This window comes from Coxiella endosymbiont of Dermacentor marginatus (genome assembly GCF_907164955.1).
Classification (GTDB): domain Bacteria; phylum Pseudomonadota; class Gammaproteobacteria; order Coxiellales; family Coxiellaceae; genus Coxiella.
In genome coordinates, this window is sequence record NZ_OU015521.1 from 320,386 (window position 1) to 346,763 (window position 26,378).

The window sequence follows — 26,378 nt, forward strand, 5'->3', positions numbered from 1 at the left end:
AATATACAGTGTAGGTAGTGCTTGTCTTTTCTTTATTTAGATAAAACAAGACAAGTTGCTATTATTCATATAATTTAATATAAAGTTACTGAATTAGCCGGATTAGAATGATGATTCAATAGAGATACCATGTAACCGTCTGATGTTCATTTGAATGGGTTTCTCAGTGACGTTGACGAACGCATTGAAAAAACAACTTACTGAATTAAAATAATGCGTTGGTAAATTCTTTAGCGTTAAATGGTCTTAAGTCATTGATTTTCTCTCCAATACCAATAAAGCGAATAGGTAATCGCATTTTCTGAGCGATAGAGAAAATTATTCCTCCCTTTGCGGTCCCATCTAATTTAGTGAGAGCGATGCCTGTTAGTTCAATGTATTTATTAAATTGATTTGCTTGATGAAATCCATTTTGTCCAGTTCCTGCATCAATCACAAGCAAAGTTTCATGAGGTGCTTCAGAGGTGATCTTTTGCATAACACGCTTAATTTTTTTTAGCTCGTCCATAAGATGGAATTGAGTATGCAGGCGGCCAGCGGTATCTGCGATTAAAATATCATAATTTTTCGCGATCGTTTCTTCCAAAGCATTGTAGATAACGGAGGCGCTATCTGCACTGGAGGTACGCTGGGTGATTACCGGCACATTATTATGTTCTCCCCATATTTGAAGTTGATCAATAGCGGCTGCTCTGAAAGTATCACCAGCTGCTAGCATAATTCGCTTTCCTTGAAGCTGGTAAAAATAGGCAAGCTTAGCGATAGTAGTAGTTTTTCCCACACCGTTAACTCCTACAGTTAAAATGACAAAAGGCGATTGATTGACCTCCAGGGGTCTTTGACAAGGTTCAAGAATGGAAAACAATTCCTTTTTGAAAGCGTTGATTAGTGCTGTTGAGTTGACTAGGGACTTCTGATCAAATTGTTGAGAAAGATTGTTAAGAATAGTTTTGCTAGCTTCTACACCTACATCCGCCGAAAGCAGAATCGTCTCTAATTCTTCCAGTAAATTTGCGTCGATTGTTTTTTTTTTAAGCATTAGGCTTCTAAACCCATCGGTAAGTCGATGACGAGTACGTTTTAAACGCTCACCAAGCTGGTCGATCCATTTCTTCTTTAAAGGTAGATGGAGTGGCTCATCGCGAGTTTCTTCTGCATGAAGCTTTGATTTCAAAAAACGAAACATTTTTTAGGTGGGGACTCTTATCGAAAGTTAGTATAGTGAGAATTATATCATAATACTAAACCTTATTGTAGGACATAGAATAATAAGATGATGTGATTGGCTTATTAATTTATCTATAATTTACTCAATTAGTACTAAACTAAAAGACTGAATTTGAATAATTTATTCATCTTAAAAATGGTTTATTGTATTAGGTATGAAAAGCACATGAAATAATTTGTCTTATCTTGTTATTAGAAAAGAATTTATTGTGCATAACAAAAAATTCGGACAATAGATTTTATTATGATCGAGTATTTATCTGGAAAATCGCGAATTATTGGTGGAAAATGGCGAGGAAGGAAAATTACTTTTTCTTCCTCGCCGGAATTGCGGCCTACTGCAGATCGTATTCGGGAAACTCTATATAATTGGTTGTCTCCTTATATCAAAAATGCTTATTGTTTAGATTTATTTGCAGGTAGTGGAGCATTAGGATTTGAAGCTTTATCTCGAGGATGTGCTCACGTTACTTTTATTGACATCTCAAAATTTGTTATTGAAAATCTGAAGAAGAACGCTAAAATTTTAAATGTCATGAACACTAAGTTTGTCTGTGGAGAATTCCAATCCGATACTCAACAATTAAAAAATGCTACTTTTAACATTGTTTTCCTTGACCCACCATTTTATCAAGGACTTGTTAATAAAGCCATATTATGGTTAGAGGAGGCCAATATTCTTGCTTCTGAAGCCTATATTTATATTGAAGCTGAAAAAAATATGTCATTAATTCTTCCAAAGAATTGGAAAAGTTATCGGGAAAAGAGAACAACTAAATTGTTTTATGGATTATTTTTTCGTTCCAGGAAATAAAGTGAATAACAAGTGATTTAAAAAATAATTAAATTGGATATGGTTATTATCTGTTCTAAAACTTGTCGGTGTGTTTCCTAGAATTTCAGTAGGACTTTTTGTTTTTTTTGTTTTATAAGTTTTTTATATAAAAGCTCTGTAGTTTAAATTAGACTAATTTTTTTTAATCATTTTCTACGAAGTTACATAACGTAAAATGAAATATTTTGCGTTTTAATGAGGAATGTTTTTAAAAACATTCCTCATCGTGCTATCAGATTGGCTTACAGAATATCACAGAACAATGAACAGTATGAGGTAAGAAACGAGTCTATAATTTTTAAATAAAATTCAGACAACTGGCAATCGATAATTCCGCATTTAATGGTATACACATTTTACTATATCTATCATTTTTATCTTAGCAATTTGGCTTTTTTATTTTTGTATAATCCTTTGGAGATCTTTGACCTTAAATAGTTTATTCTATCTATTTAACAAATTTAATTTCAGAAACCAAAGTCTGGGTTTAATCTAATGAGTAACTGGTTTTTTCGAAATCAGATATTTTCCTAAAATAGAAGGTAATTTTTATTATCTGTTAATTTGAGTAGCGCCTAGTTCCTACTTTCTAAATAATAAGAAAGATTTTCTTTTTTACAAATATTTTAAAGGTAACTCTAAAAATAATGTTGTTTGTTATCAGGATTCTAATCCCCAATGATAAAATCATATTATCTCATTAGAATTTGAATTCTTTTTCTTCGAAAATAATATAATTTCCACCACGATAGAGCTTTGGCGATTTTATCTAAAAATATCTCTTTGTCAAATACCGACTTTTGTTTAATTCTTACGTAGATGAAAATGGGTTTCCGTATGGATATATTGTGCGAATGCAAATAAACAGAAATATTGATCAATCAAAAAGATATGAATTCCTGCAGATCCGCAGAGTGACAAACATTACTAACATTCAGAACCTAAAATAGAACACTTAAATACACTTCCTCTGGTTTAAATGTCTAAATGCTCAACAGCTAATGCATTTTGTTCAATGAAAACTCGTCGGGGTTCGACTTGATCGCCCATCAAGATGGTGAAAATCTTATCTGCCATTACTACGTCTTTGATATTAACAGATAAAAGACGACGAGTTTTAGGATCCATTGTGGTTTCCCATAACTGTTCAGGATTCATTTCACCTAAACCCTTATAACGTTGAATGGTTAATCCCTTTTTCCCTTCTTCAATAAGCCAGTTTAATACTTCTTTAAAAGAGCGAACTCCTATTTTTTTGTCATTGCGTTTTACATAAGCTCCGACCTCAATTAATCTAGATATTTCATTATAAAAATTAATAAGATGATGATAATCAGTGCAACAAAAAAAATCTTGATTAAAAAGGTATTTTCGAGTGATTCCGTAGCTAGTAATTGAGATGAAAGGAAAATACAGTTCCCGTTCTTCATCCTTTTTTAAGGAAAGATAGTAGCGAGCACCTGTTTCCACTCTTTGCGATACAAGTTTGTTTTCTAATTCTTTTATCCAAGCACTTATTTTTGATTCATCACTAAAGTGCTCTATCGTTAACGGAGTAATTTCCAGTAAATGTTCTAAGACAACAGCAGGATAACGTTTTCTTAAACGCTTGATACTTCTTGTAGTGGCTAAATAGTGGGAGGCTAATCTTTCTAACGCAGAGCCCCTAATAGCAGGGGCATGAGGATTCACATGAAGTTCGGCACCTTCTAAAGCCAACTGAAGCAATAAAGAATCGAGTGTTTGATCATCTTTAATATATTGTTCTTGCTTATTTTTTTTTACTTTATATAAGGGAGGTTGAGCAATATAAATATGACCTCGTTTAATCAGTTCTGGCATCTGTCGATAGAAAAAGGTAAGCAAAAGAGTGCGAATGTGTGAACCATCAATATCCGCATCGGTCATCATAATAATATGATGATAACGTAATTTATCAGGATTATATTTTTCCCGGCCAATCCCGCAACCGAATGTGGTGATCAAGGTGCCGACTTCAGTAGAAGATAGCATTTTATCAAATCGAGATTTTTCTACATTAAGAATTTTACCCTTTAAGGGTAAAATAGCTTGATAGCGGCGATCACGAGCTTGTTTAGCTGAACCACCGGCCGAGTCTCCCTCAACCAAAAATAATTCACACAGAGTTGGATCTTTTTCTTGGCAATCGGCTAATTTTTCAGGTAGCCCGCTCAGATCAAGTGCACTTTTTAATCGTGTCATATCACGTGTTTTACGCGCTGCTTCTCTTACTCGAGCTGCATTGACGATTTTAAGGACAATGGTACGTGCTTGTTTTGGATTTTCTAACAGATAGTCACGAAATTTTTCGGCCATCACGCTCTCAACTACAGACTTAACTTCAGAGGAAACTAATTTATCTTTTATTTGAGATGAAAATTTTGGATCAGGTACTTTGACAGAAAGAATGGCTGTTAAGCCTTCACGAGTGTCATCACCATTTATGGTAACCTTACTTTTTTTAAAAATTCCTTCATTTTCAATATAATTATTAATCGTTCGTGTTAAGGCAGCTCGAAATCCAGCTAAATGAGTTCCGCCATCGTTTTGAGGGATGTTATTAGTGAAACAAAGGATAGTTTCTTGAAATCCATCATGCCATTGCATTGCTACTTCCACGACGATATCTTTCTCTTCGATAGCAAAATGGAAAATATCTGAGTGAATGGGGTTTTTTTTCTTATTGAGATGCTTAACGAAAGTTTTGATACCCCCTTTATATTCAAAAATATCTCCTCTTCCGGTTCGTTCATCGAGGAGCTCAATACGTATACCTGAATTTAAAAAAGAAAGTTCTCTGAGTCGTTTTGCTAGAATGTCATAACGAAATTCGGTATTGCTAAAAATAGCAGCACTAGGTTTAAATCGGATTTTCGTCCCGGTCTTATCACTTTTCTTTTTTACTGCTGCTATTGTTAATGGAGCTTGAGGAACTCCTGTTTTATAGAGTTGATAGTAAACATTATCGTTTTGATAAATGGTTATACAAAGCTCTTCTGAGAGAGCATTAACCACTGAAACGCCTACACCATGAAGTCCGCCGGATATTTTGTAGGCATTTTTATCAAATTTTCCACCTGCGTGGAGCACTGTCATAATAACTTCTGCAGCTGAACGACCTTCTTCCGGAAGAATTTCTGTGGGAATTCCTCTCCCATTATCACAGACAGTAACAAACCCATCGATGTGAATAATTACATCAATATGATTACAAAAACCAGCAAGTACTTCATCGATAGAGTTATCGACAACTTCAAATACCATACGATGAAGCCCAGAGCCATCATCTGTATCGCCGATATACATACCCGGACGCTTTCGGACTGCATCCAAACCTTTAAGAATTTTAATTGTTGAAGAATCGTATTTTCGTTGGGCAACCACGTCTATTCGCACTCCATACCAGGTTGGGATTAAATTTCTTCCTGCTATTCAAAATTAAGAGGTTTAATTGTACCACAAAAAGAATTAGCTGTTATGTTTATTGTTGAACAAAGTAGAGTTAAATATGAATTTGTTGATAAAGAAATAGCATTTCGCAATTTGAGTTAGAAAAATCTTAAACTCTAGCATTAATTAAAAACTCCTGGCTTTTGTTAAAAAAGACTAGGGTGAACAGTGCAATGTTTCACATGAAACATTGCACTGTTCGTTGGAATCTTGATTTCTTGAGAACTTGTGCCTGTAATGAAAACTTGAGATTGCAATTGAGTTAATAGACTAATGACTCGATAGCGTTTTTCGGTGTCCAATTCAGCTGTCAGATCATCGATTAAGTAAATAGGTGAGGTTTGAGTTTTATCTTTAAGAAAAAGTCCTTGCGCAAGATAAAGTGCGTAAGTAACGAGCTTTTGTTGTCCTTGAGATAGAATATCTTGAGCTGGAAGTTTATGAACCAAAAGACGAAAATCAGCACGTTGTGGTCCAATTCGGGTGTAACCATATTGTAAATCTTGTTTGAGATTAGATTGAAGCTGTTCTAACAGGGATTTTTTTTCAAGCCAACCTCGATAATAATGAGTTAAAATCATTTGATTAGGTAAAAAATGTTGCAGCACTTGACTAAAAATAATATTGAACTCAGAAATAATATTTTGGCGCAATGCATGAATATGCTCAGCGGCTTCAGATAACATTTGGTCCCAGTGAGTTATTTCATCAAGTGGGAGTTGTAATTTAAGGGCCGCATTACGTTGCTTTAATAAGCGTTGAATACGTTGCCAGGTAGGAAAAAAAGCAGGTTCCGCGTGGAATAATAACCAATCTAAAAATTGGCGACGAATTTTTGGACCGTCCAGCAAAAATCGGTGATTCATGGCGCTTAATAAACAAAGAGGCAACTGCTTTGCCAATGAAGTCCAATTAGATAATACTTCGCCGTCAAGTTTTAAACGGTGATCCCCTGATTGATATCGTTCAACTCCGATGGGAACAAACTGTTCCTTTTCCTTAATGGTAGCAAATACGGAGAAATGATTAGCTGTATGCTGGATAAGTTGTTGGCAAAGATGCGTACGGAAAGATCGCCCCATTCCTAAAAAATAAATTGATTCCAATAAGCTGGTTTTTCCAGATCCATTCGAACCAAAGAAAAAATTAAACTTGGAAGCAGGTGAGACGACTACTTCTTTTAAGTTTCTAAACTGATTGATTTTTAAAAATGCAATGTTTGGCATCCAATTACAGCCGTATAGGCATGACAACGAAGGCACTGTCTACTTGATTTTTCGCTTCAGTAACTAATACGCTACCGTTTGAATCAGAAAAGTGTAGTATAACGTTTCCATACTCAACGACATTTAGAATGTCGAGCAAATAATCAACATTAAATCCAATATCTAATTTTTCTTTCGTATAATCAATTTCAATCTTCTCCTCAGCTGATTCTTGCTCAGGATTATTGGATAAAATACGTAATAAACCGCAGCTCAGCTCGAAATGGATACCCTTAAATTTTTCATTACATAGAATGGCTGTCCGACTAAGAGCTTTCTTCAGTAGATCTCGATTAATAGTAATTTGTTTATCATGATTTTTTGGAATGACTCGTTCATAATCTGGGAAACGGCCTTCGATTAGTTTAGAAGTAAAAGTGAAGTCCGTAGCAGAAATACACACATGATTATTTCCAATCATCAATGTAATAAAATCTTCGTTTTCTGTAAGAAGTCGCAATAATTCAATAACCCCTTTTCGAGGAATAATAACTTGTAGCTTATGTTCGACAGCAGTCTCGATTTCTAAGGTATTGATGGAAAGACGATGACCATCAGTAGTCACGGCTCTTAATTTAGTAGGATACGCCTCAAGAAGTAAACCATTTAAATAGTAACGGACATCTTGCTGGGCCATGGAAAAATAGGTTCGTTGTAATAAGCGATGAAGTTTATATTGGGGGAGTGTCAATTTAAGGTGATATACCATCTTTTCTATAGTTGGAAAATCATTAACAGGTAAGGTGGATAACGTAAAGCGACTTTGGCCAGAACACAATACAATTTTTTCTTTATCCCGATGTAATTCAATAGATGCTTTCTCGGGCAAAGCACGACATATATCCATCAATTTTCGGCCTGGTAGCGTTAAGCGAGAGACCTCTACACTTTCACTGTCAAATTTCGTTTGCCCTACTAGTTCAATCTCTAAGTCCGTACCTGTAATGGAGAACTGATTGTTTTCTGTGGATAACAACACATTGGAAAGAATGGGTAACGTTTGTTTACGTTCCACGACTCCGATGACTTGCTGTAAAGGTTTCAAAAGCGTTTCACGCATTAATTTCAGTTTCATAAGAGTGTGCCTTAAATATATATCCAAATTAACACCTAAAATTCGCATCAGATTTTTACAATCTTCTAAAATATTGAGCGATGTGACAAGCAATTCTTTCATTTTACGAAAAGAATGCAATACTGTTTATAATCTTTATTACAAAATGTATTACCAATTTCTGGAATGCTATGATTTATAAAGTTCTTTAAGAAAGAGCCATTGCCATTTAACGTGGTCGAGCAATAGAGTCCGCCGTTTGACTAATAAATTAGTCAATTTGATTTCGTAGTACTCAGCCATAATCCTCTGATGTTTCCAATGGTAATCATACGAGCTTGAAGTGTAATCAAATCTTTTTCTTTTTTTTAAGTGTATCTCTGTAAGTGTATCTCTGTTAAATTCAATCGTATGATTTGCATCATGAGCATGAGGTTGACAGCCAAACTCTTTTCAAAACATCTCGCAGCTCTCCGAATATTGGACTGGATATTGCTTTGCTATGAAAGAACTCCGCTTCTTGTGGGAGAAGCATTTTCAATTTTTCTGTTTTTTCATTAAAACGGCTACTTGCGTTTCCAATTCTGACGATTTGATGGCAACTGTCAAGCTTCAGCTAAATCGAGTCAGAATAGAGATTGAGTACTCTCATCAAAATGATATTGCTAACAGCATGTATATCTTCCAAAATTTTGGCTGCTTTAGAGAAGTAGGGTGTGGGCAGTTCGAGTAAGCTGATTTGATTTGCCTTCTATTAACTATTTCAAAAAAGATAAATATTAAAAAAGCAAACTGATTAAAATGCTTCAAAACTTTTATTTTTGGAAACTTTATTATCCTAAAAGAAAATCATGACAATAGAGAAAAATCTATGGATAAAATTCCTATCGTTTAAAAGATGGATAGCAAAAAGGATCGGTATATTCTGGTCGAAGCACAATAAGTATAATTAAAAATCTTCATGTTATATATAAGGGTATACGTGCATTAGTTATTTGGATAGAAAAAAACACTTCTTTGATTAAAAAAAATATGGCAATATGCCTAAATTCTATCGGTTCATTACAGTAAAATTTATTAAACCTTAACAAAATTGGCGGTGATTAATTTTTAAAGAACCAGCAATTAAATGATAAGATTTGATGCAGGTATTTGATACGAACAAGACCCTTTTAATAAAAGATAATTGATATTTTTGGTACTACACATCAATTGGCAACGGTACTTGTTTATATATCAACTCTCCTTAATTGATCGGAATGTGATGTGATGATATCTATCTAAAAAACCAAATTAATTTTTTCTTTGAAAAATCACATTTATTATTAAATATTCAAATCGGCATTTGAACATACAATTAGGAAAAATAGAACAAATAATGAAATTAATGTTCTGCAAAACAGGAAACCTCAAGGGTTTTTCTTGATATACTAAAATATGACTTGATTTACCCATATTTAAGTCCGATTTTTAGGATAGTTAGGATCGCGGATATAAGCACCACTAAGCTCATTGATGCTTCTTAAAAAAGTCAAAAATTATAAAAACTAAGGCGTAAACTTTTCTAATATTAGAAACTAAGTTATTGAGGAATTAGTATTTTGGAAGCACTAATTTCTTTCCTGGATAAATTAGGGATTCTGGAAATGCTTGAGAAATTAAAGATGTTGATTCTCAGATTACAAGTACAGAAAATGCTCTTACACAAGTATTTATGACTAGAAACTTGGTTCTAAATCAATCTATGAATTTATTTAAGTAAGAATAAAATAAAAACAGATGACTAATCGAAATGTATCAAAGGTTTTCGGCCTCTGTGAAGTTTAAAAATCTGTAGGGACGATGAGACTGCCTCAAGGATTTTTAGGAAATTGTTGAAGTTCACAGAAAAAATTTTAGGTAGAGAAAGTTATTAGCCAGTAGATGGCAAATTATTTTTAGTATGTTAGATTTTATCTTTGATGGCAAGAAATAGTAGTTCCAAAATTGCCATGCGAATAGCCACTCCGTTTTGTACTTGTTGTAGAATGACTGATTGCTCACTGTCGGCAACTTCGGAAGTCATTTCAATTTCTCGATTTACAGGACCCGGATGCATAACAATTGTATTAGGTTTTGCTAGTGCTAATTTTTTGGCTGTCAAACCATATAACTGACGGAAAGTATTTAATTCTATGAGATTGCTGTGTCGTTCTTTTTGCAGACGAAGGGTAACGACAACATCACTATTAATTAAGCTCGCTTCCAATTTCTGAAATTTTTTAATTCGAGGACTCTTGAGTGTTTTTGGCAATAACTCCGAAGGACCAGTGAGTCGAATATCAGGAACCCCCATTATTAACAATCCATCTATCAAGGAGTTTGCTACTCGAGAATGATAAACATCACCAATAATGACAACACATAATTTCGCCCAATCTGATTTATATTGCTGGATGGTCATTAAATCAATGAGCCCTTGCGTAGGATGTTGATGATTTCCATCTCCAGCGTTAACGACCGCACTATATTTTAATTGTTCTGCTAACATTCTTGGTTGATTATTTTTAGTATGACGAATAATAAAAAAGCGCACTCCCATAGCCTGTAAATTCTGAGCTGTATCTAAGATCGATTCGCCTTTATTTATAGCAGAGACTTTAAGATCAGGACTTAAGACAATAGCCCCTAATCGTTTTCCTGCAATTTCAAAAGAATTACGCGTACGGGTACTAGTTTCAAAAAATAAATTAGCAATCACTTGTCCTTTAAGTGTATCAAAAATTTGATTTTTCTTGATTCTGATAAGAAAATAATTCGCTCGTTGCAAAATTAAATTAATTTGATTTTGAGTGAGGGATTGCATACTTATTAGATGATAAGGAAAATTTTTTTTAAACATTATCGGATTCGATCTGCATTTTCTTGAAACCACTGCTCTAAGATGATCTTAGCAGCATAAGAATCAAATTGTTGAGGAAGCTTAACATTTTTTTGAAATTTCTGATCAAACCACCATAATCTTTTGGCTTCAACAGTTGTAAGACGTTCATCCACTGTGTAGTACGGTAAGCCCGATTTTAATTTTAATTTGTTTGAAAATTTAAGCGCAGCATAAGTAATAGGTTGTTGCTTTGAACTGTTCATGTTGTAAGGAACTCCGATGACGAGAATATTAACTTTCCATATCTTGATAAGTTCTTTTATTTTTTCCCAATCAGGAATGCCATTTTCGGCTTTTAAAATAGTAACGGGATTTGCCGATTGCGTTAATGTTTGTCCTATGGCTACACCAATACGCTTTAAACCGAAATCAAATCCTAACGCTATAAGATGAGAGGATTGAACGAGATTCGCTTCTACCGATAGACGATTGTTGTAGGTAAAACTATTTTTAAGCATGACCTACTTGGTCAGAAAGTTGATTAATATCAATTCCAATCAGCAATGCTGCTTTTTGCCATCTCTGTTTTAAAGGTGTTTCAAACAAGATGACACGATCATAAGGAACGATTAACCAATCGTTCCTTGAAATTTCTTTTTCTAATTGCCCTGCCTCCCATCCAGAGTAACCTAAAGCAACTAAAAAATTATTAGGACCTTTGTTATTGGCAATAGATTCTAGTGTTTCTTTAGAAGAAGATACAGAAAGTTGAGCTCTTTCATTTTCGGATTGTTTTTCATAAATAATAAAACCATTTTCCTGACTGATTGGCCCTCCCATCAAGATAGGATGTTTCCCAACATCGAGAACGTTAAATTTAATATTTAAGTGTTCTAATACATTACCTAAAGTTACTCGCAGAGGCTTGTTAATAATTATTCCTAACGCTCCTTTACTATCATGTTCGGAAATATAAACAACGGATTGGGTAAAATTAAAATCATTTAATTGTGGCATAGCTACTAAAAGATAATTTGATAAAAAATTTGTTTTTAACATATCAATAAAAGTATGCGGGGATATTTCCTGAGCCGCAACTCCCTTATTCAATATACTAAATATTCACCATAATTATTCTATTCTAGCATGGCTATGAAAAATATATGGATCAAATCGCCGTGAACTATTTGCACGGTTTTCTATTAATAAACTTACTACTAGCTGCTGTTAAAAACGGAGAGTAAGAAATTGAGTTCGATAAGCTTTGACTGTTAAAAAACAGGTAGCGGACAGAATGCTTTCCTTTTAAAGATTGATTTATTATCGAAGATACCAAAACTATTGATCAAATCCAATAGAGAAATACTTAATTAATCTATCGAATAATCCTATTTAATCGATTTTTGGTCCGAGCAAACTCCTATCTTTCTAAATATTCCAGATGTATTTCTTATTTTCAAGTGAATACGAATAAAGAGTTATTTTCTTTCGGTATAAGTGATTATTGAAGATACTTCATTAGCCTTAGTGTAATTTATTTTCATATGATCTTTTATTTAGCTTAATGGTGGTATATTAAAAGGCACCTGAATGGATTATTTTAAATATATCTGATTTTAAAACAGACCCAGAGTAGAATGAAAGTAATTGGTGATGATACTGTCATAATTAATTAATTTCTCTTCTCACAACATCGTATTTTTAGTAGGTATGTCTCAAATATGGGTGAAAAGATTTAATTTGGCAATTCTCTTAAATCAGCTGTTAGGTATACAGAGTATAAAACCTTAAAATCCTTGACAGACGCAGGAGGATTTTAGAGCATAAGATGTTAACGTATTCGTATCAATTAGAAAAATTTCGAAAAAATTTTATTAAATTTTTTAAGTAATAGATGCTATTCAAAAAGTAGTAGACCCGTTAGTTAAATAATCTCCTAATCAAATCTACCATAGAAAATGCCTATAAGCTATAAATATTAAAGTATATTTGGCAGGAAAATGGTAGAACAGAAAAAATATAGGCGAAAACCCAATTCCATTATTTTATTAGCTATTAGAAAATTGTTAATATATTGATAAATTTAAAATAGTGATTTTAAATTGGTTTTAATTAGTAAAGTAAAGACTTTTTAGCTTTTTAGTAAGACGTGCAAAGCTTTTAATATAAAATAACTGCTTTTACAGAATTACCATTTGGAATAATATGGTATTGAGTCGGTTTAATTTAAAAACTCATATTTTTGTAACTCATTTCGATTAGGTACGTAAGGTAGTGTTTTCAATTAAAATAGTAGAGCAGTTGAACCGGTATTGAATCTTAGAATTGTTTCTCCACTAAGCATTTATATTCAAATCAATACTGATAAGGAGAAAAGTAAGAACGGGAACTAATCTGTTGATTTACTTAAATTTTCTACTAAAATAAATAAGTGCAAGTGATTATGATTGCATAGTTTAATGGTTATTTCAGATTGTTAAAAGACGAGTTTAATGCAAAAAAAAGACCTTAAGAAATAAAACATGCCCAACAACAATAAATAAAGCAATATTTTTACTAGATATCTTATCGATGAGAAACTCGCAATTTTTAGGTAGTAATTATAATTAAAGAAACGATGAGCATGGACCGCATTGATACTAATTTTGGTTCGCAAAATGAAAACACTTATGTTTATTTATGAAGCAATTATGTAAGAGATTGACACATGAATAAAGCTAATCTTACGTTCATTGGTGGTGGTAACATGGCACGCAGTATCGTGATGGGTCTACTTGCTGATGGATATAATCCTGATCGTATTTGTGTGACAAACCGAACTTTAGATAATCTTACTTTTTTTCAGGAAGAATGCAAAGTTCGCACGACGCAGAATAATCGCGAGGGCATAACTAACGCTGACATTATCGTTTTAGCCGTGAAACCTAATCAGATTAAAGGAGTATGCGAAGAATTAACAGGTATCAGTTGTGATTTTCGTCCTCTTATTATCTCTGTGGCTGTTGGTGTTCCTATTAAGTTACTTCAACAATGGCTAAAAAGCGATTTAGCTATCATAAGGGCAATGCCGAATGCTCCAGTTTCGGTGGGAGCAGGCGCAACTGCTTTATTTGCTAGTGAGCAAGTAACTAAGCAGCAAAGAAATTTAGTGGAATCTATTCTTCGAGTCGTTGGGCTTGTGGTTTGGTTATCTTTAGAAAATCAGATTGATGCAGTGGCCGCTCTTTCGGGTTCTGGACCAGCTTATATTTCTTTTGTGATGGAGGCTTTGCAAGAAGCGGCAAAGCCTTTGCAGCTATCGAAAGAAGTGGTGCAACTGCTGATAGCTCAAACGGTGTTAGGTACTGCGCGAATGTTTCTGGAAAAGGAACAAAATGTGGTCCAATTACGTCGATTTGTAACCTCGCCAGGTGGCATAACCGAACAAGCAATGAAAATATTAGAGTTAGGTAATTTACCGAAATTATTTGACAATGCATTGAGGGCAGCTCTTCAACGTGCTAGGGAATTATCTGCTGCATTAGAGAAAGCGGTTTAATATCCTCATTGTACTGGTCAACAAGGTAGAAAAGTCCATAATTTACCTTTCAAATACTTATTGTATTAATATCATGACTGCTTACATGAAAAGATCGTTTAACAAGATTGGACTTTTGTAAAATACTATCCTTAATTAGTAAAGCTAAAAAAATTATAGTGATTAAAATAAAGGTAATTGAGATTAAAATTTAATGCTCAGAAAAATATTCATATCCTTAAAATGGAGATATGATTGTATTTAAGAACCTAGCATATTTCAATTACTGATGATAGTTTTCAAGCTTATTCAGATCTTTCTTGTATTTAGATTGTTTTATATTTAGGTAATACTCTCATCGAGTAAACTTATGTATAATAGCAATTAGGCTTTGAACAGTAAATTTAGAAATTATGTTCCAACGCTATCATTGCCCAAATAATCATACATTATCCACTTTTTGTTTAGTTTCTTTTTTAAAATAATTTTTTGATTATAGAGCCTCTATGCGTTCGTATGTCGACTTATTCTAACCGTGCTAGATTTGCTTTTACCTATTCTCTTGTTGATATTTCTGTAGTTAATTTCAATAATTATGCCAATCCTATGATAGAAATAGAGAAAAAGCGTTATTTTAGGAAATAGTTGCTGAAGCATACGGATTCGATTAGCATGTTAGAAATGGAGGGTAACTTAATGAGCGAATATGTACAATCCACTTCGGATAAGAATTTTAGTAAAGATGTTCTTAAAGAAGATAAGCCTGTGCTTGTCGATTTCTGGGCTGAATGGTGTCAGCCCTGCAAAATGATTAGTCCGATTGTAGAAGAAATAGCTAAAGAATACTCTGATCGTGTTAAAGTATTTAAGATGAATGTAGATGATAATACTGAAACGCCAGCTAAATATGGCATAAGGGGAATACCTAGTCTTTTAATCTTTCGTGAAGGGGATGTCATTGCTACGAAGGTAGGGGCATTGAGTAAATCACAGCTAGCTGCTTTTTTAGACGGGAGCTTGCATTCTTCATAATTAAAATAAGCTATTACTTAAAATCCTTTCCTATATCATGGTTGGCCTATCAGTTACGATCCTATTGCTTTCAGGTGTGTTCCAGCTATTTAAGTACTAGTTTAGGATGTAGTTTGTAAGGACTGGTCAAATAAACAGACAAGCTTTAATCGATTTATCTAGATAACGAAGAGGTTTTATCACAAGTTATGAACTTAACTGAGCTTAAACAAAAATCAGTTCCAGAGTTAATGGAAATTGCCCAAGAGATGAATTTAGAGTATGTATCACGCTCTAGAAAGCAAGATATCATTTTTGCGGTTTTAAAATCGCATGCTAAGAAAGGAGAGGACATTTTTGGTGATGGTGTTCTAGAAATTCTCCAGGATGGTTTTGGATTTTTGCGCTCTGCTGATAGTTCTTATTTGGCTGGTCCTGATGATATTTATGTTTCTCCTAGCCAAATTCGAAGATTTAATTTACGTACCGGGGATACTATTTCAGGGAAAATCCGCCCACCTAAAGAAGGTGAACGCTACTTTGCCTTATTACAAGTGAATGAAATTAATTTAGAAAAACCCGAAGCTTCTAAAGGCAAAATTCTTTTTGAAAACCTCACACCACTTTTTCCAAATGAACAAATTCAAATGGAAATGGGAAATGGCAGTACGGAAGATATTACTGCTCGAATTATTGATTTAGTAGCACCTATTGGAAAAGGTCAAAGGGGTTTAATCGTTTCACCACCCAAGGTTGGTAAAACGATGATGTTACAAAACATTGCCCATTCCATTACTAGTAATCATCCAGAATGTGTGTTAATTGTATTGTTAATTGATGAACGGCCGGAAGAAGTAACGGAAATGGATCGCTCCGTAAAAGGAGAAGTAGTAGCTAGCACCTTTGATGAACCTGCTGCACGTCACGTACAAGTAGCAGAAATGGTTATTGAAAAAGCGAAACGACTCGTAGAGCACAAGAAAGATGTTGTAATTTTGCTCGATTCTATAACCCGTTTGGCACGTGCTTATAATACTGTAATTCCAGCTTCAGGAAAAGTTTTAACCGGCGGTGTGGATGCGAATGCACTTCAAAGACCTAAACGCTTTTTTGGAGCTGCGCGTAATATCGAAGAAGGTGGCAGCTTGACAATTATTGCAACTGCTTTAATAGAGACTGGTTCTAAAATGGATGATGTAATTTATGAGGAATTTAAGGGTACGGGTAATATGGAAATTCATTTGGATCGTCGAATTGCTGAGAAACGAATATTTCCATCTATTAATATTAATCGCTCCGGTACGCGGAGAGAAGAACTAATGATGAAGCAGGATATTTTACAAAAAGTATGGATCCTTCGTAAAATTTTACAACCTATGGATGAAGTGGTAGCAAGCGAATTTTTAATTAATCGCTTAAAACTAACAAAAACAAATAATGATTTCTTTGACTCAATGAAGGGTTAAAGTCTTTTCTTGTTCCACAGCAGGTAATACATGCTTATGTGCACTTTCTTTTATTTAGAATATCAGATTTTTGGGGTTGAAAAGGTAAATACATAAGTCTGTTTTAGTATTTGGGAATGATAAAAATAAATTTAAGGAAATACCATATAAAGAATTGCTCATAACTTGAATCTTCCTAATTAAGAGCTGGATTATAAAATCTCCCGATAAGACCTATAATATGCGAATTACCAAAGGATATTTCATTATTATAGGTCTTATCGGGAGATTTTATAATCCAGTGCGACAAGTGCAAAGATTTCTCCCACTTTTTGCGTTCATAGGCTTATTGGACTAAGAAAACCTTGATTGGCAGTCAAATGTAATTGATTAAGAAGACAAGAAGACCTTTGGGTCATCCTTATTGATTTTATTAAAAGTCTATTTGGTAGATTGCTAGCACATCCTTTGGAAAGTGCATACAGAACTAGTAGTAGTGAAATGACGGACTGCTTCGATAAATCTACATTCTCGAATATCGTTACATATTCTTTAAAAGATGAGCAGCGTAAATAAGTAGACGCAAAATCAAATAAAGCAAAAGAAAGAGAACAATCAAAGAAATGATAGCTACACAAAGAGTTGTTTCAATACTCCAATGATGGTAAATGATTAATACATGGCCTGTATCTTGAGTCATTGCTAATCCTAACCAAAACGATAATAAAAGAAGAAGAAATAATAAAATTAAAAATTTCATTTTTTATTAAAAAGTTGAGATATTAGCTATCGCTCGCAAGGACTTTAAAGCGGAGAAAGTAGGTTCAATATTAATCTTAACTAGCGCCTGAATTTTCTTGATAAGCTTGGCTGTTTCGATTTGATTAGAATTGTATTCATATAATCGCTGAATAGCGGTTTTTAAACTTTTTTGATAGAGGAAAGCATTGTGATTGAGTAACGCCCATTGTGCTTGAGATAAATTTAACTGTATGTTTTCTTCAAAAAATAAAGTTCGTTGAGATTCTAATACCGGTGAAGTAGAAGGATAGTCAACGTGTCGGACGATAAAGAGTTTTTTTAAGCCACCCAGATTATATTTAAGTCTTTTACACCAATTTCTTCCTTCTTGTTTAGATTCAATTCTTACTGATGTTATTTTGGACTCCCTCGAAGGGAATGTCGATAGATTATTTGTTTCGGTTTTTAGTTGATCGAATCGACCAGACAACTTTGTCACTTCAACACTTGGAGTAACAGAAAGAATAGTTATGTCTTGATTGATCGCCTCCTTTAATGTAAGGAGATTCTTTTGTGAAGAAGATTCTAATTGTTGTCGTGCCAATTTCAATAATTGGCGGGCATTAATAGAGTCTTTTCCAATCATTAAATAGATATTAGCTAATCGAATTAAATAAGCTGCTTTGGCTATTTTTTTTTCAGAATCAGTCTGACTAAATCTTTGAAAAAATTGGGTAAGGCTTTCCTGGTCGGCATTGATGGTTGCTTGCATTTGTGCTCGTGATTGTTGAAAATCGGCTCTTAGCTTATTTAACGTACGTTCACATCGATGAGCATCAAGATAATACCAGATAGCGATACTAGAGCTTATACCTCCTACTAGAGCCAAAATAAGTATAACTGTACTAAATAATAAACTAGGGAATTGAGAACTAGGTTTTATTAGTTTTTTTGGTAAATTATTTGTGGTAGGCATTTCTTGCAAGATTTTCCCTATTAAAAATTAATTTGATCTGCCTTGAAATTTGAGTTGCCTTGAAAATAGCTGATTTTTGAAATATTTCGATAACAGATTTCCTATGGTGTTTTCTTCCATTATTATATAATTTAAATTCATGAGAAGCACCGTATCGCATCACTTTCATTTTGTTAATGACGAGTAATAGTGCTGTTCAACCACTACTAATGAAAAGAAAATAAATTTCTTAGATTTTGAAAATTTTTCATACTTGACGATCATTATAGCATGGATAAATTTCTTAGTTGAGGTTTCAATTGTTTTGAGATCTACCGAAGATTTTTCTCATCAATAAAAAAAACTGAAACCATCCTTACAGAAAACTCTTTTGATATATGTAAGTGCGGTACAATTACCGCTAATCTAAACACATTGTTTTTTAATTTGATTTAAAGGTTTTACATTGTAGAAAACAATAGTTTTTATTCGCTTTCTCAATAACATTTTCGGTTGTTTTTCTTGATCTTTAAGAACGGGTAATAACTATGATCCTATCTTTTCTTGACTTTTTCGAATAAAGATTCTACTTTCCATGCTGCATAAGCTGGTGTTTCATAAGGATGAACATGTATTAGTTCTTCCAATACAGCTTGCAAATGCTCATTTTCACACATGATCTCCACTAAATACTCTTTAACGGTTTCAATCTGACCCTGTGTGCCTATATAAGGCTTGCTGCCATTCAGAGGACGATACTGGCCTGTTCCTGATGTTTGCCACGAACAGTAATCGTAATCGCCTATCCGACCTGCCCCCTTTGCAAATAAAGCAGTTTTAACTGAATCTAAATGCTTTTTAGGAACATAAAAAGCGATCTTGTACACAGTAAATTCCTCATGAAACTGATTATCTTAATTATATACTGTGAGTATCTTAAATTATATACTGATGAATTATAGCGAAATAGTGTCTCAGTAACCTAAAATTTCTTGGAGATTATTATAGAAATTTTCTATTGCTTGATAAGTAATTTGTGCTAATGCTGATTTCGTTTCCTTCAGAGAGGCGAAGGTTAAATATGCCCCCAATAGGGGCGACAACAATCGGGTTATTTTTCCTTGTTTGCCCATGCCCAACACAATCATATTTTCATTTTCTTTTTTATTGATTAGTAATTGAAATAAAGTCTTAACATCAATTTTGCTATTCGCCATAACTGAAAATTTTAGAATATCTGGCTTAAAATCCCGCATATGTGATGCGATAGTTTTAAGCTCTTTTAAATTTGGAGTTTTTTCGAAGTTATGATAAGAGAGAATAAATTTGACTTTTTTGTTTTGAATAGTAATTTTATTTGCAATACAAAAATCAATATCAAGATAATTGAATCCGAGGTTATTTCCCATTTGTAAAATTTCATTTTGCTTTTCTAGAGTACCTTCGAAATTCCCTCCCTCCTTTTTAGAACGACAGCATAGGATAGATCTTTTATTAGTACGTTTTGCAATAACACTGAGCATTTCTAAATTTATATTTTTAATATAATCTACACGCAGCTCCACAAAATTAGCTAAGTTTTGGGATTTCTTGAGCTGTAATAAAAACGATTTGAGAGTTTTTCCAGTTACTGGAATGCAGATTTTTGAGTTATTCAACATTTTTTTAATTACGTTAATATTGAATTAAAAATTTGATTTTAAAAAATTACTGAATGTTTTGCAGCAATTATTTATGTTTCTTCAAGTTTACCATAATCATATAATTATATATGTTCAAAGAACTGCCTGACTTTCTTAATCATGACAGAGCGAAGATATCCGTTGTTAATTATTCTATGTTCTGAAATTTTGCGAAAAACCCATGCTAAATTTATAATCAACAGCTCGTACGTAATCATGTATCGCATTTTATCATCTAATAATTTTAATAAATCATGAAGCCAAATATCTTTCTATAGCATTTTACATTACTGATAGTTTCTTGCTAAATAGCGGGATATTTTCCATCTTCCATTTGGAAAGAATTAAATTTATAACTGATTGAAATATCTTAGAAATCCTCGTAAAGCGGGAATTCATAATAATTAATTCTGCTTTGCCTGCAGCAACGGATCTTTAACAGAGTGAGATAATATCGCTCTCTGTTTAGAAAAACGTGTTGCAAATCCTTAACGAAGAGATCTTTGTCGTTTCCTCTCTCGGATAACTTACTAGTTACTCGATTGTTTTCGTAGCTTGATTAATGATGGTGAAATAGATTAAGCGATAATTTTTTTGAAGTTGGTATTTTATAATTACAGTTATTTTATTTCTATTCACCGTTAATCGGTTGTGATACTTAGTTTATTTAACAATAAATCCTTGCTTTTCCAGATCGAATTTAGCCATTTCTGAAAATAACGACGAAAACTACGATCCTCATAGTAATCTCCAATAAGATTGGTGGTGATAGGTAATAATTCATAGAAAACTGTGACAGTAGAAAAATTACCACAAAAATATTTCCATAACGTGAGAGGCTGTGAATAATGAATAGTCACATTTAAAATTCCACTTAACTCATGTCGTAATTCTTTTATAACAATAGCAATTCCACCGGATTTTGGCTTTAACAAATGTAAATAAGGAGAAGATTGGCGTTTTTGCTTAACTTTTGTAAAACGAGTACCCTCTACAAAATTCATTACCGTTGTCGGAAATTCTTTAAATTTTTCACATGCCTTTTTTGTAGTTTTAACGTCTTTTCCCTTCAATTCTGGTTGTTTTCGGACCTCATAGAGAGAATGACGGCGAAGAAAAGGATAACCCAAAGACCAACAACTTAGACCAAGTATAGGTAAGCCCCATAGTAATTCTTGTTTCATAAAAAATTTAATTACAGGAATTTTACGATCAAACACATACCCAAGTACTAATATATCAAGCCAAGTTTGATGATTGCTAATCAACAGATACCAGTGACGAGGAGAAAGATTATCTTTGCCTTCAATTTTCCATTTGTGACGGCGTAAGTTTAGAAATCTGCCAGAAATAGTGGCCCAGAAGGTAGGAAAGAATAAAGCGATCTTCATTAATGCTCGATACCAAGATTTAACTGGCATGAGTCGGGCTAGGAAGCCGAAAATAAGCGCAAATACTCCTAAGATAAGTGAGGAGATAATATAAAGAACAATAAGAAAAGTTCCTACCAAATAATTAAAGAGATGTTGCATTCACTAATTCCTTCTTTTCAAAACCCCATTTTAATTAATTTTGCTCCTTAATTGACTTGCTTATTGATAAGCATCATCAACCTTCGATTGAGCCTGAGATTTGGAAATAAATTGGTATTGGTTAGATTTTTATAGTCGGTGTAACTTTCCAAGCTTTTACTCTACTTCCTGCCCATAAGGTGGCTACGAGTAAATTTTATTCTAAAGCAATAGAGAATGCCATCTTTTTAGAAGTAAAAAGGCAAATGATGACTGGTACTATAGCCACTTAGATTCCTAAAATTTTATTTATATGATCAAAGATTAATCTATATAATTAATGAGAGATATGCATAACTAAATCCCATTTTTTCCATAAACCAAATTCATTTTTATAGGATTTCTTTGAAGATCGCCTATTTCTTTACGAGATAACTGGAAGATGGTTTTATTAAAAGGACTTTGAACTGTTTTGAAGCTACAGGCCCAAAATCCAGTATCGTTAAACAATGGAAAATTAAAAATATAGAGAACAACAGACAAAAATTTCACGGAGAAATACTCAGTTTAATTTTCTATCTAATATTATAAATCTATCTTTCTTAAAATTAAAGTAATAACTTTAAGTAAGCAGTCTCTGCTTAAAAAAGTATGAAGTTAATAATTTTTTTTGGGGCAATTTAAGTGTTATATTCTAGAATTAGTATGGATTCTGTAGGATTACTATGAAAAAAAAGATTATCAGAACTTTTATTAGGTAGGGGCTATTCTATTAAGGAAGAATGAAGAAAATATTGAAATTCCTACGGATTTTCTTTGTGTTCCTTCATAAAGATCCCTAAAATATACTCTTGTTAGTTCTCTCCTTTGAAAGTAAGAGAGTTTGCTTATTTAGTTAAATTAAAAACAGAGCTACAGTTAACCCTAACCTTTTCAAAAGTATGAGCTAAGTTTAGCTACTATATACCAAAGATATAATTTATGTGCTCTATAGTTGAATATTTAATAAATTAAAAACATCAAAAGTATAAGATTGATCTTCCGTTATATTCTTGATAGGTGATCTTTGGCACATAATTACAAAGAGAGATACACGCGTTCTATTCATAGAAATCATCCTAAAATAAAATCATCCCTTATATTAGGATTATAAAATTGAATCTTTGAAGACTAATTTAAATATAACAGCTTATTATATAGGTTGCTTTATTATATAGGTTACTAGTGTGACGTTCATAATTTCAAAATTATGTATTACGATATTCGTTACAGTCAATAATTTTTTTAAGATAAATTAATAGGAAAGTTATATTTCTGCTATTCTCAGCGGACAACTGGTAAAAGCACCACATCCTTACGATTAGATTATGATTACAATGAGAGAAAAATACGGCATATTTTTATCTCTTACGTTCTTGTTTCTTTCCGTAATTGATGATTGTGATAAAGAAGATAAAACCGGGTAGTATGTAAATTGGTTTAGAAACCGAGCTTTATAGTAACTTACTGAAAATTGTTTCTACTAAATTAAACACAAATCCTGATATTCTCTTGCGTCCTAGTCAATAATGAGGGATTTGAAATAGGCATAACTGTGCGATATCGAACATCTTTTCATTATACATCTCACAATTTTATAGGATTAGGCGCAATTAGCAAACTTCTATGCAAACTCGCAGATAGACATCAGATTTAGAATTGCATTTTATCAAATCAGTATTTTCTTGATAAATGTAAATACAATCGATCATTGTATGAAAGTGATCTGGTTCAGTGTGCTTTCTATACTAATTAAGGCATTGATTATATGATAATTTTTACAAGAGTGCCAGTCCAAACAAACTTTGGCATATTAATAGAATTATCTAAGACTAAAAAGAAATACCCAAAGATATGATCACCTATGGATTCATTCACCAGCTCACTTAGAACGCTGCTTCTACATTCTTAGATATATACTTAGTGATACAAGAGCTATATGGAATAAATAGGTCCAAGATGCTTCCTCTGGAGAACACCGTTGCTTAGATTTCTAAGTGTTCAAAATAGTGAAGGAGTAAATGAGACAATGGTCATTTTAGTCGCAAATAATCAATAAAGTGGCTAATCTTCATTTATTATAAGGGTAAAAGATACACAATCATCGTATTAATTACACACTATCTTTTATAAGATAAAGCGGAAGCAGCTTACTTATCTTATTTTAGATAAAACACTATTAAATAGTTTTCTCCAATAACGAAATCGACTTTAATTGTTTGGTCAATACCACCTACTGTTATCGCAAACATGATAGTGGTTACGTTATTAAAATCATGTCTTAATAAAAATCATATAGATATTGGTGAGTTTATAGTAAGCTTAAAAAGCAACCAAAATTGGTTGATGACCTTATATCACTTTATTATTGAATTCACGGATTTTTTATTATGCGCCATATGGAAAAGTCTTTATTCGACAAAAACTCAAAGACTGACGCAAGCCGACCCTTCATTTATAATATCAATTCTACCATCTATAGGTACCATTATTATAGAATAAGAATCAACGAACACCTTAATAACGAGGCACTGTTATATTAAATTAATTCCAATTTTATTATTGGTGCATTTCCCATATTTATTATTACCAGATTATTTAAGTATTTTTGGAACTTAGATTTATTACGATTATAAAGATTGTTAGTTACTCTGTGATTACTGAAAGTTATATACCATTAAAAAATCGAAATGGAAGAGCTATATCTTCTACCATGTCAATTAGGTGGTTAAAAACCTCGCTTGTTCATCTAATGAAATAGTAATGGGCCACAGATAGTTAACACAGCCTGTTTTATTCAAAGTAATTTTCCGACTCACATTGGAGCAATTATACCTTTGGATTTTATGCTAGGATTAGTTATGGCGTATTTATAGGTGTATAACATTCTCTTATTCTTAAAAATAAAGAAAAGAACAGATATAGAATGAAAGACTCTCTAATTAGTTTCAATAATTCACTTGAGTTACCGAAATCTGTCCAACACGCCAGTCTTTGGCAGTCTTGGTTGGTATGTTTATCAGCATCCCTTTTTTTCTTTTATGAATTTATTCAAATGAACATGTTTGACGCAATTAGTGTTCCATTAATGCGAGCTTTCCATATTCAAGCAACTCAATTAGGACAATTATCTTCTTTTTATTTTATATCTAATGTCATTTTTCTCTTTCCTGCAGGCATGTTGCTTGATCGATATTCTACCAGAAAGATTATTTTATCTTCTCTGAGTATTTGTATTTTTGGTATTACAGCTTTTGCGCTAACTACTTCATTATTTTGGGCTTGCATTTTCCGTTTTTTGATGGGTATTGGTAGCGCGTTTTGTTTTTTGAGCGTTATACGTTTAGCTACGCGTTGGTTTCCATTATCACGATTAGCGTTGGTTACAGGCGTCATTGTTACTATGGCAATGCTGGGAGGAATAGCAGCTCAAACACCGCTTTCATTATTAGTAAGGATATTAAGTTGGCGAAAGGTTTTATTAATAGATGTTGCTTTTGGCTGTTTAATTTTTTTAATCATCACTCGTGTTGTGAGAGATTTTCCACATTATTATGATAAATACCATTGTCTGAAACACCAGAAAATTAATGATGTGGAATATTGGAAGAGTATCGGTTCAGCTTTTTTAAAATTACAAAATTGGCTAGGTGGAATTTATACTTGTTTAATGAATCTACCTTTATCTTTGTTAGGAGGCATTTGGGGTGTATTATATTTGACTGATGCGCACCACATTTCTAAGATTGAGGCTACATATATTACGAGCATGTTATTTATGGGCACTGTTGTCGGTGGACCGCTGGTAGGCTTTTTATCTGATAAAATCGGTTTGCGAAGATTACCGATGTTAGTAGGTGCTTTTTTATCGTTGAGTCTAGTTTTAGCAGTTATAGAAATTCCAAATTTATCGTTCTTTTCTTTGCTTATGCTATTTTTAGCGGTAGGTTTAACTACGAGTAGTCAAGTTATCGGATATACCATGGTAGCTGAAAACAGTTTACCAGCTATAACAGCTATGTCCGTCAGTGTTGTTAGTATTACCACTATGGGTGGACAGGCGATCTTCCAACCATTGTTTGGTCGTCTTATGGATTTGCATGTGATTTATTTTCACCATTCAATGGGTATTTACCTCGCCTCAGATTTTCATTGGGCTATGCTAATTCTACCTATCGGATTTTTGATTGCTTTAGGAGTGGCTCTTTTTTTACGAGAAACCCATTATCATTCTCACTTTTAATAAAAAAAATTAGAATGTTGACTAGTATAGTAGAATTATTTCAAATTAATCCTATTTTATAAACGCGGCGGGAAATTTTCCCGCTTTGTTCGCTACTAACATCTTTCTTGTCACAGTATTATTTACATAAAGGGAAATTTTAATTTCCCTTTATGTAAATAATATGTAAATTGGAATATTAATCGGTAGATTTGCAGTTTTATGAGCAATTACAACCTAATCAAATCACTTATGGAACCTTTTTTCTTTTTTTAGACAGAGAGAAAGCTCCAGTTTTTTAATTATGAGAATAGAAAAGTATTATCTATAAATATAGGCGATTAGCATAAAAATAAACTAGTTCCTGGTGATCCATCTATTTTTTTTGTACTTCATCTGGATTTTTAGTTACTTTTGTTAGTAATAATATTTATGACAATCAGTAATAGTTTTTAATTAAGATTAGAAGTAATTTATTAGTCTTTTTTAGAAAAATAATAATTCATTGTGTTGTTATTGTCGAGCTAACTTTTAGTTAAA

At 32.9% G+C, this 26,378-nt stretch carries 17 protein-coding genes; 5 read left to right on the forward strand and 12 right to left on the reverse strand.

The features are described 5' to 3' along the window. Positions 1-205: 205 nt before the first annotated feature. A complete protein-coding gene (ftsY, locus tag ONG85_RS01235) occupies positions 206-1,186 on the reverse strand; it encodes a signal recognition particle-docking protein FtsY (protein ID WP_406566714.1) in 981 nt (326 codons plus the stop codon). 285 nt (positions 1,187-1,471) lie between these two features. Between ftsY and rsmD the strand changes: the two genes are divergently transcribed. Next, complete coding sequence (gene rsmD / locus ONG85_RS01240; RefSeq protein ID WP_264435774.1) at positions 1,472-2,041, forward strand: 16S rRNA (guanine(966)-N(2))-methyltransferase RsmD; 570 nt, start codon at positions 1,472-1,474, stop codon at positions 2,039-2,041. A gap of 996 nt (positions 2,042-3,037) precedes the next feature. Here rsmD and gyrB read toward each other — a convergent pair. The 6 genes from gyrB to ONG85_RS01270 all read right to left on the reverse strand — a co-directional run bounded on the left by gyrB (position 3,038) and on the right by ONG85_RS01270 (position 11,825). Next, a complete protein-coding gene (gene gyrB / locus ONG85_RS01245; protein ID WP_406566715.1) occupies positions 3,038-5,467 on the reverse strand; it encodes a DNA topoisomerase (ATP-hydrolyzing) subunit B in 2,430 nt (809 codons plus the stop codon). Positions 5,468-5,679: 212 nt separating this feature from the next. After that, positions 5,680-6,759 (reverse strand): DNA replication/repair protein RecF, encoded by a 1,080-nt coding sequence (gene recF, locus ONG85_RS01250; RefSeq protein ID WP_264435775.1) that lies wholly within the window; start codon positions 6,757-6,759, stop codon positions 5,680-5,682. A gap of 4 nt (positions 6,760-6,763) precedes the next feature. Beyond that, the gene (gene dnaN, locus ONG85_RS01255) at positions 6,764-7,975 is read right to left on the reverse strand and encodes a DNA polymerase III subunit beta (protein ID WP_264435776.1); all 1,212 of its coding nucleotides are present in this window, start codon (positions 7,973-7,975) and stop codon (positions 6,764-6,766) included. A gap of 1,822 nt (positions 7,976-9,797) precedes the next feature. Beyond that, positions 9,798-10,733, reverse strand: coding sequence for an aspartate carbamoyltransferase catalytic subunit (locus ONG85_RS01260; RefSeq protein ID WP_264435777.1), 936 nt, complete (start codon positions 10,731-10,733; stop codon positions 9,798-9,800). Then, on the reverse strand, positions 10,733-11,233 hold the full coding sequence (ruvX, locus tag ONG85_RS01265; protein WP_264435778.1) for a Holliday junction resolvase RuvX: 501 nt from the start codon (positions 11,231-11,233) through the stop codon (positions 10,733-10,735). Before ruvX ends, ONG85_RS01260 begins: the two co-directional genes overlap by 1 nt. Further along, positions 11,226-11,825, reverse strand: a complete 600-nt coding sequence (locus tag ONG85_RS01270) for a YqgE/AlgH family protein (protein ID WP_264435779.1) — start codon at positions 11,823-11,825, stop codon at positions 11,226-11,228. The genes ruvX and ONG85_RS01270 overlap by 8 nt, the downstream gene beginning before the upstream one ends. A 1,597-nt stretch (positions 11,826-13,422) precedes the next feature. Between ONG85_RS01270 and proC the strand changes: the two genes are divergently transcribed. From proC to rho, 3 genes are all read left to right on the forward strand, one after another. Next, complete coding sequence (proC, locus tag ONG85_RS01275; RefSeq protein ID WP_264435780.1) at positions 13,423-14,253, forward strand: pyrroline-5-carboxylate reductase; 831 nt, start codon at positions 13,423-13,425, stop codon at positions 14,251-14,253. Positions 14,254-14,928: 675 nt separating this feature from the next. After that, positions 14,929-15,264 (forward strand): thioredoxin TrxA, encoded by a 336-nt coding sequence (trxA, locus tag ONG85_RS01280; protein WP_264435781.1) that lies wholly within the window; start codon positions 14,929-14,931, stop codon positions 15,262-15,264. A gap of 188 nt (positions 15,265-15,452) precedes the next feature. Continuing rightward, on the forward strand, positions 15,453-16,709 hold the full coding sequence (gene rho / locus ONG85_RS01285) for a transcription termination factor Rho (protein ID WP_264435782.1): 1,257 nt from the start codon (positions 15,453-15,455) through the stop codon (positions 16,707-16,709). A 520-nt stretch (positions 16,710-17,229) separates the two neighbouring features. On the opposite strand, the gene ONG85_RS01290 is transcribed toward rho, so the two are convergent. The 5 genes from ONG85_RS01290 to ONG85_RS01310 form a co-directional block, all read right to left on the reverse strand. Next, positions 17,230-17,388 (reverse strand): heme biosynthesis HemY N-terminal domain-containing protein, encoded by a 159-nt coding sequence (locus ONG85_RS01290; protein WP_264435783.1) that lies wholly within the window; start codon positions 17,386-17,388, stop codon positions 17,230-17,232. A gap of 66 nt (positions 17,389-17,454) precedes the next feature. Continuing rightward, positions 17,455-18,405: a uroporphyrinogen-III C-methyltransferase gene (locus ONG85_RS01295; RefSeq protein WP_264435784.1), complete on the reverse strand. Its 951-nt coding sequence runs from the start codon at positions 18,403-18,405 to the stop codon at positions 17,455-17,457. A 533-nt stretch (positions 18,406-18,938) separates the two neighbouring features. After that, on the reverse strand, positions 18,939-19,271 hold the full coding sequence (cutA, locus tag ONG85_RS01300; protein ID WP_264435785.1) for a divalent cation tolerance protein CutA: 333 nt from the start codon (positions 19,269-19,271) through the stop codon (positions 18,939-18,941). Positions 19,272-19,358: 87 nt separating this feature from the next. Further along, on the reverse strand, positions 19,359-20,045 hold the full coding sequence (aroD, locus tag ONG85_RS01305; protein WP_264435786.1) for a type I 3-dehydroquinate dehydratase: 687 nt from the start codon (positions 20,043-20,045) through the stop codon (positions 19,359-19,361). Positions 20,046-20,707: 662 nt separating this feature from the next. After that, positions 20,708-21,598: an acyltransferase gene (locus ONG85_RS01310; protein ID WP_264435787.1), complete on the reverse strand. Its 891-nt coding sequence runs from the start codon at positions 21,596-21,598 to the stop codon at positions 20,708-20,710. 2,944 nt (positions 21,599-24,542) lie between these two features. On the opposite strand from ONG85_RS01310, the gene ONG85_RS01315 reads away from it, so the two are divergent. Continuing rightward, positions 24,543-25,859: an MFS transporter gene (locus tag ONG85_RS01315; RefSeq protein WP_264435788.1), complete on the forward strand. Its 1,317-nt coding sequence runs from the start codon at positions 24,543-24,545 to the stop codon at positions 25,857-25,859. Positions 25,860-26,378 lie beyond the last annotated feature (519 nt).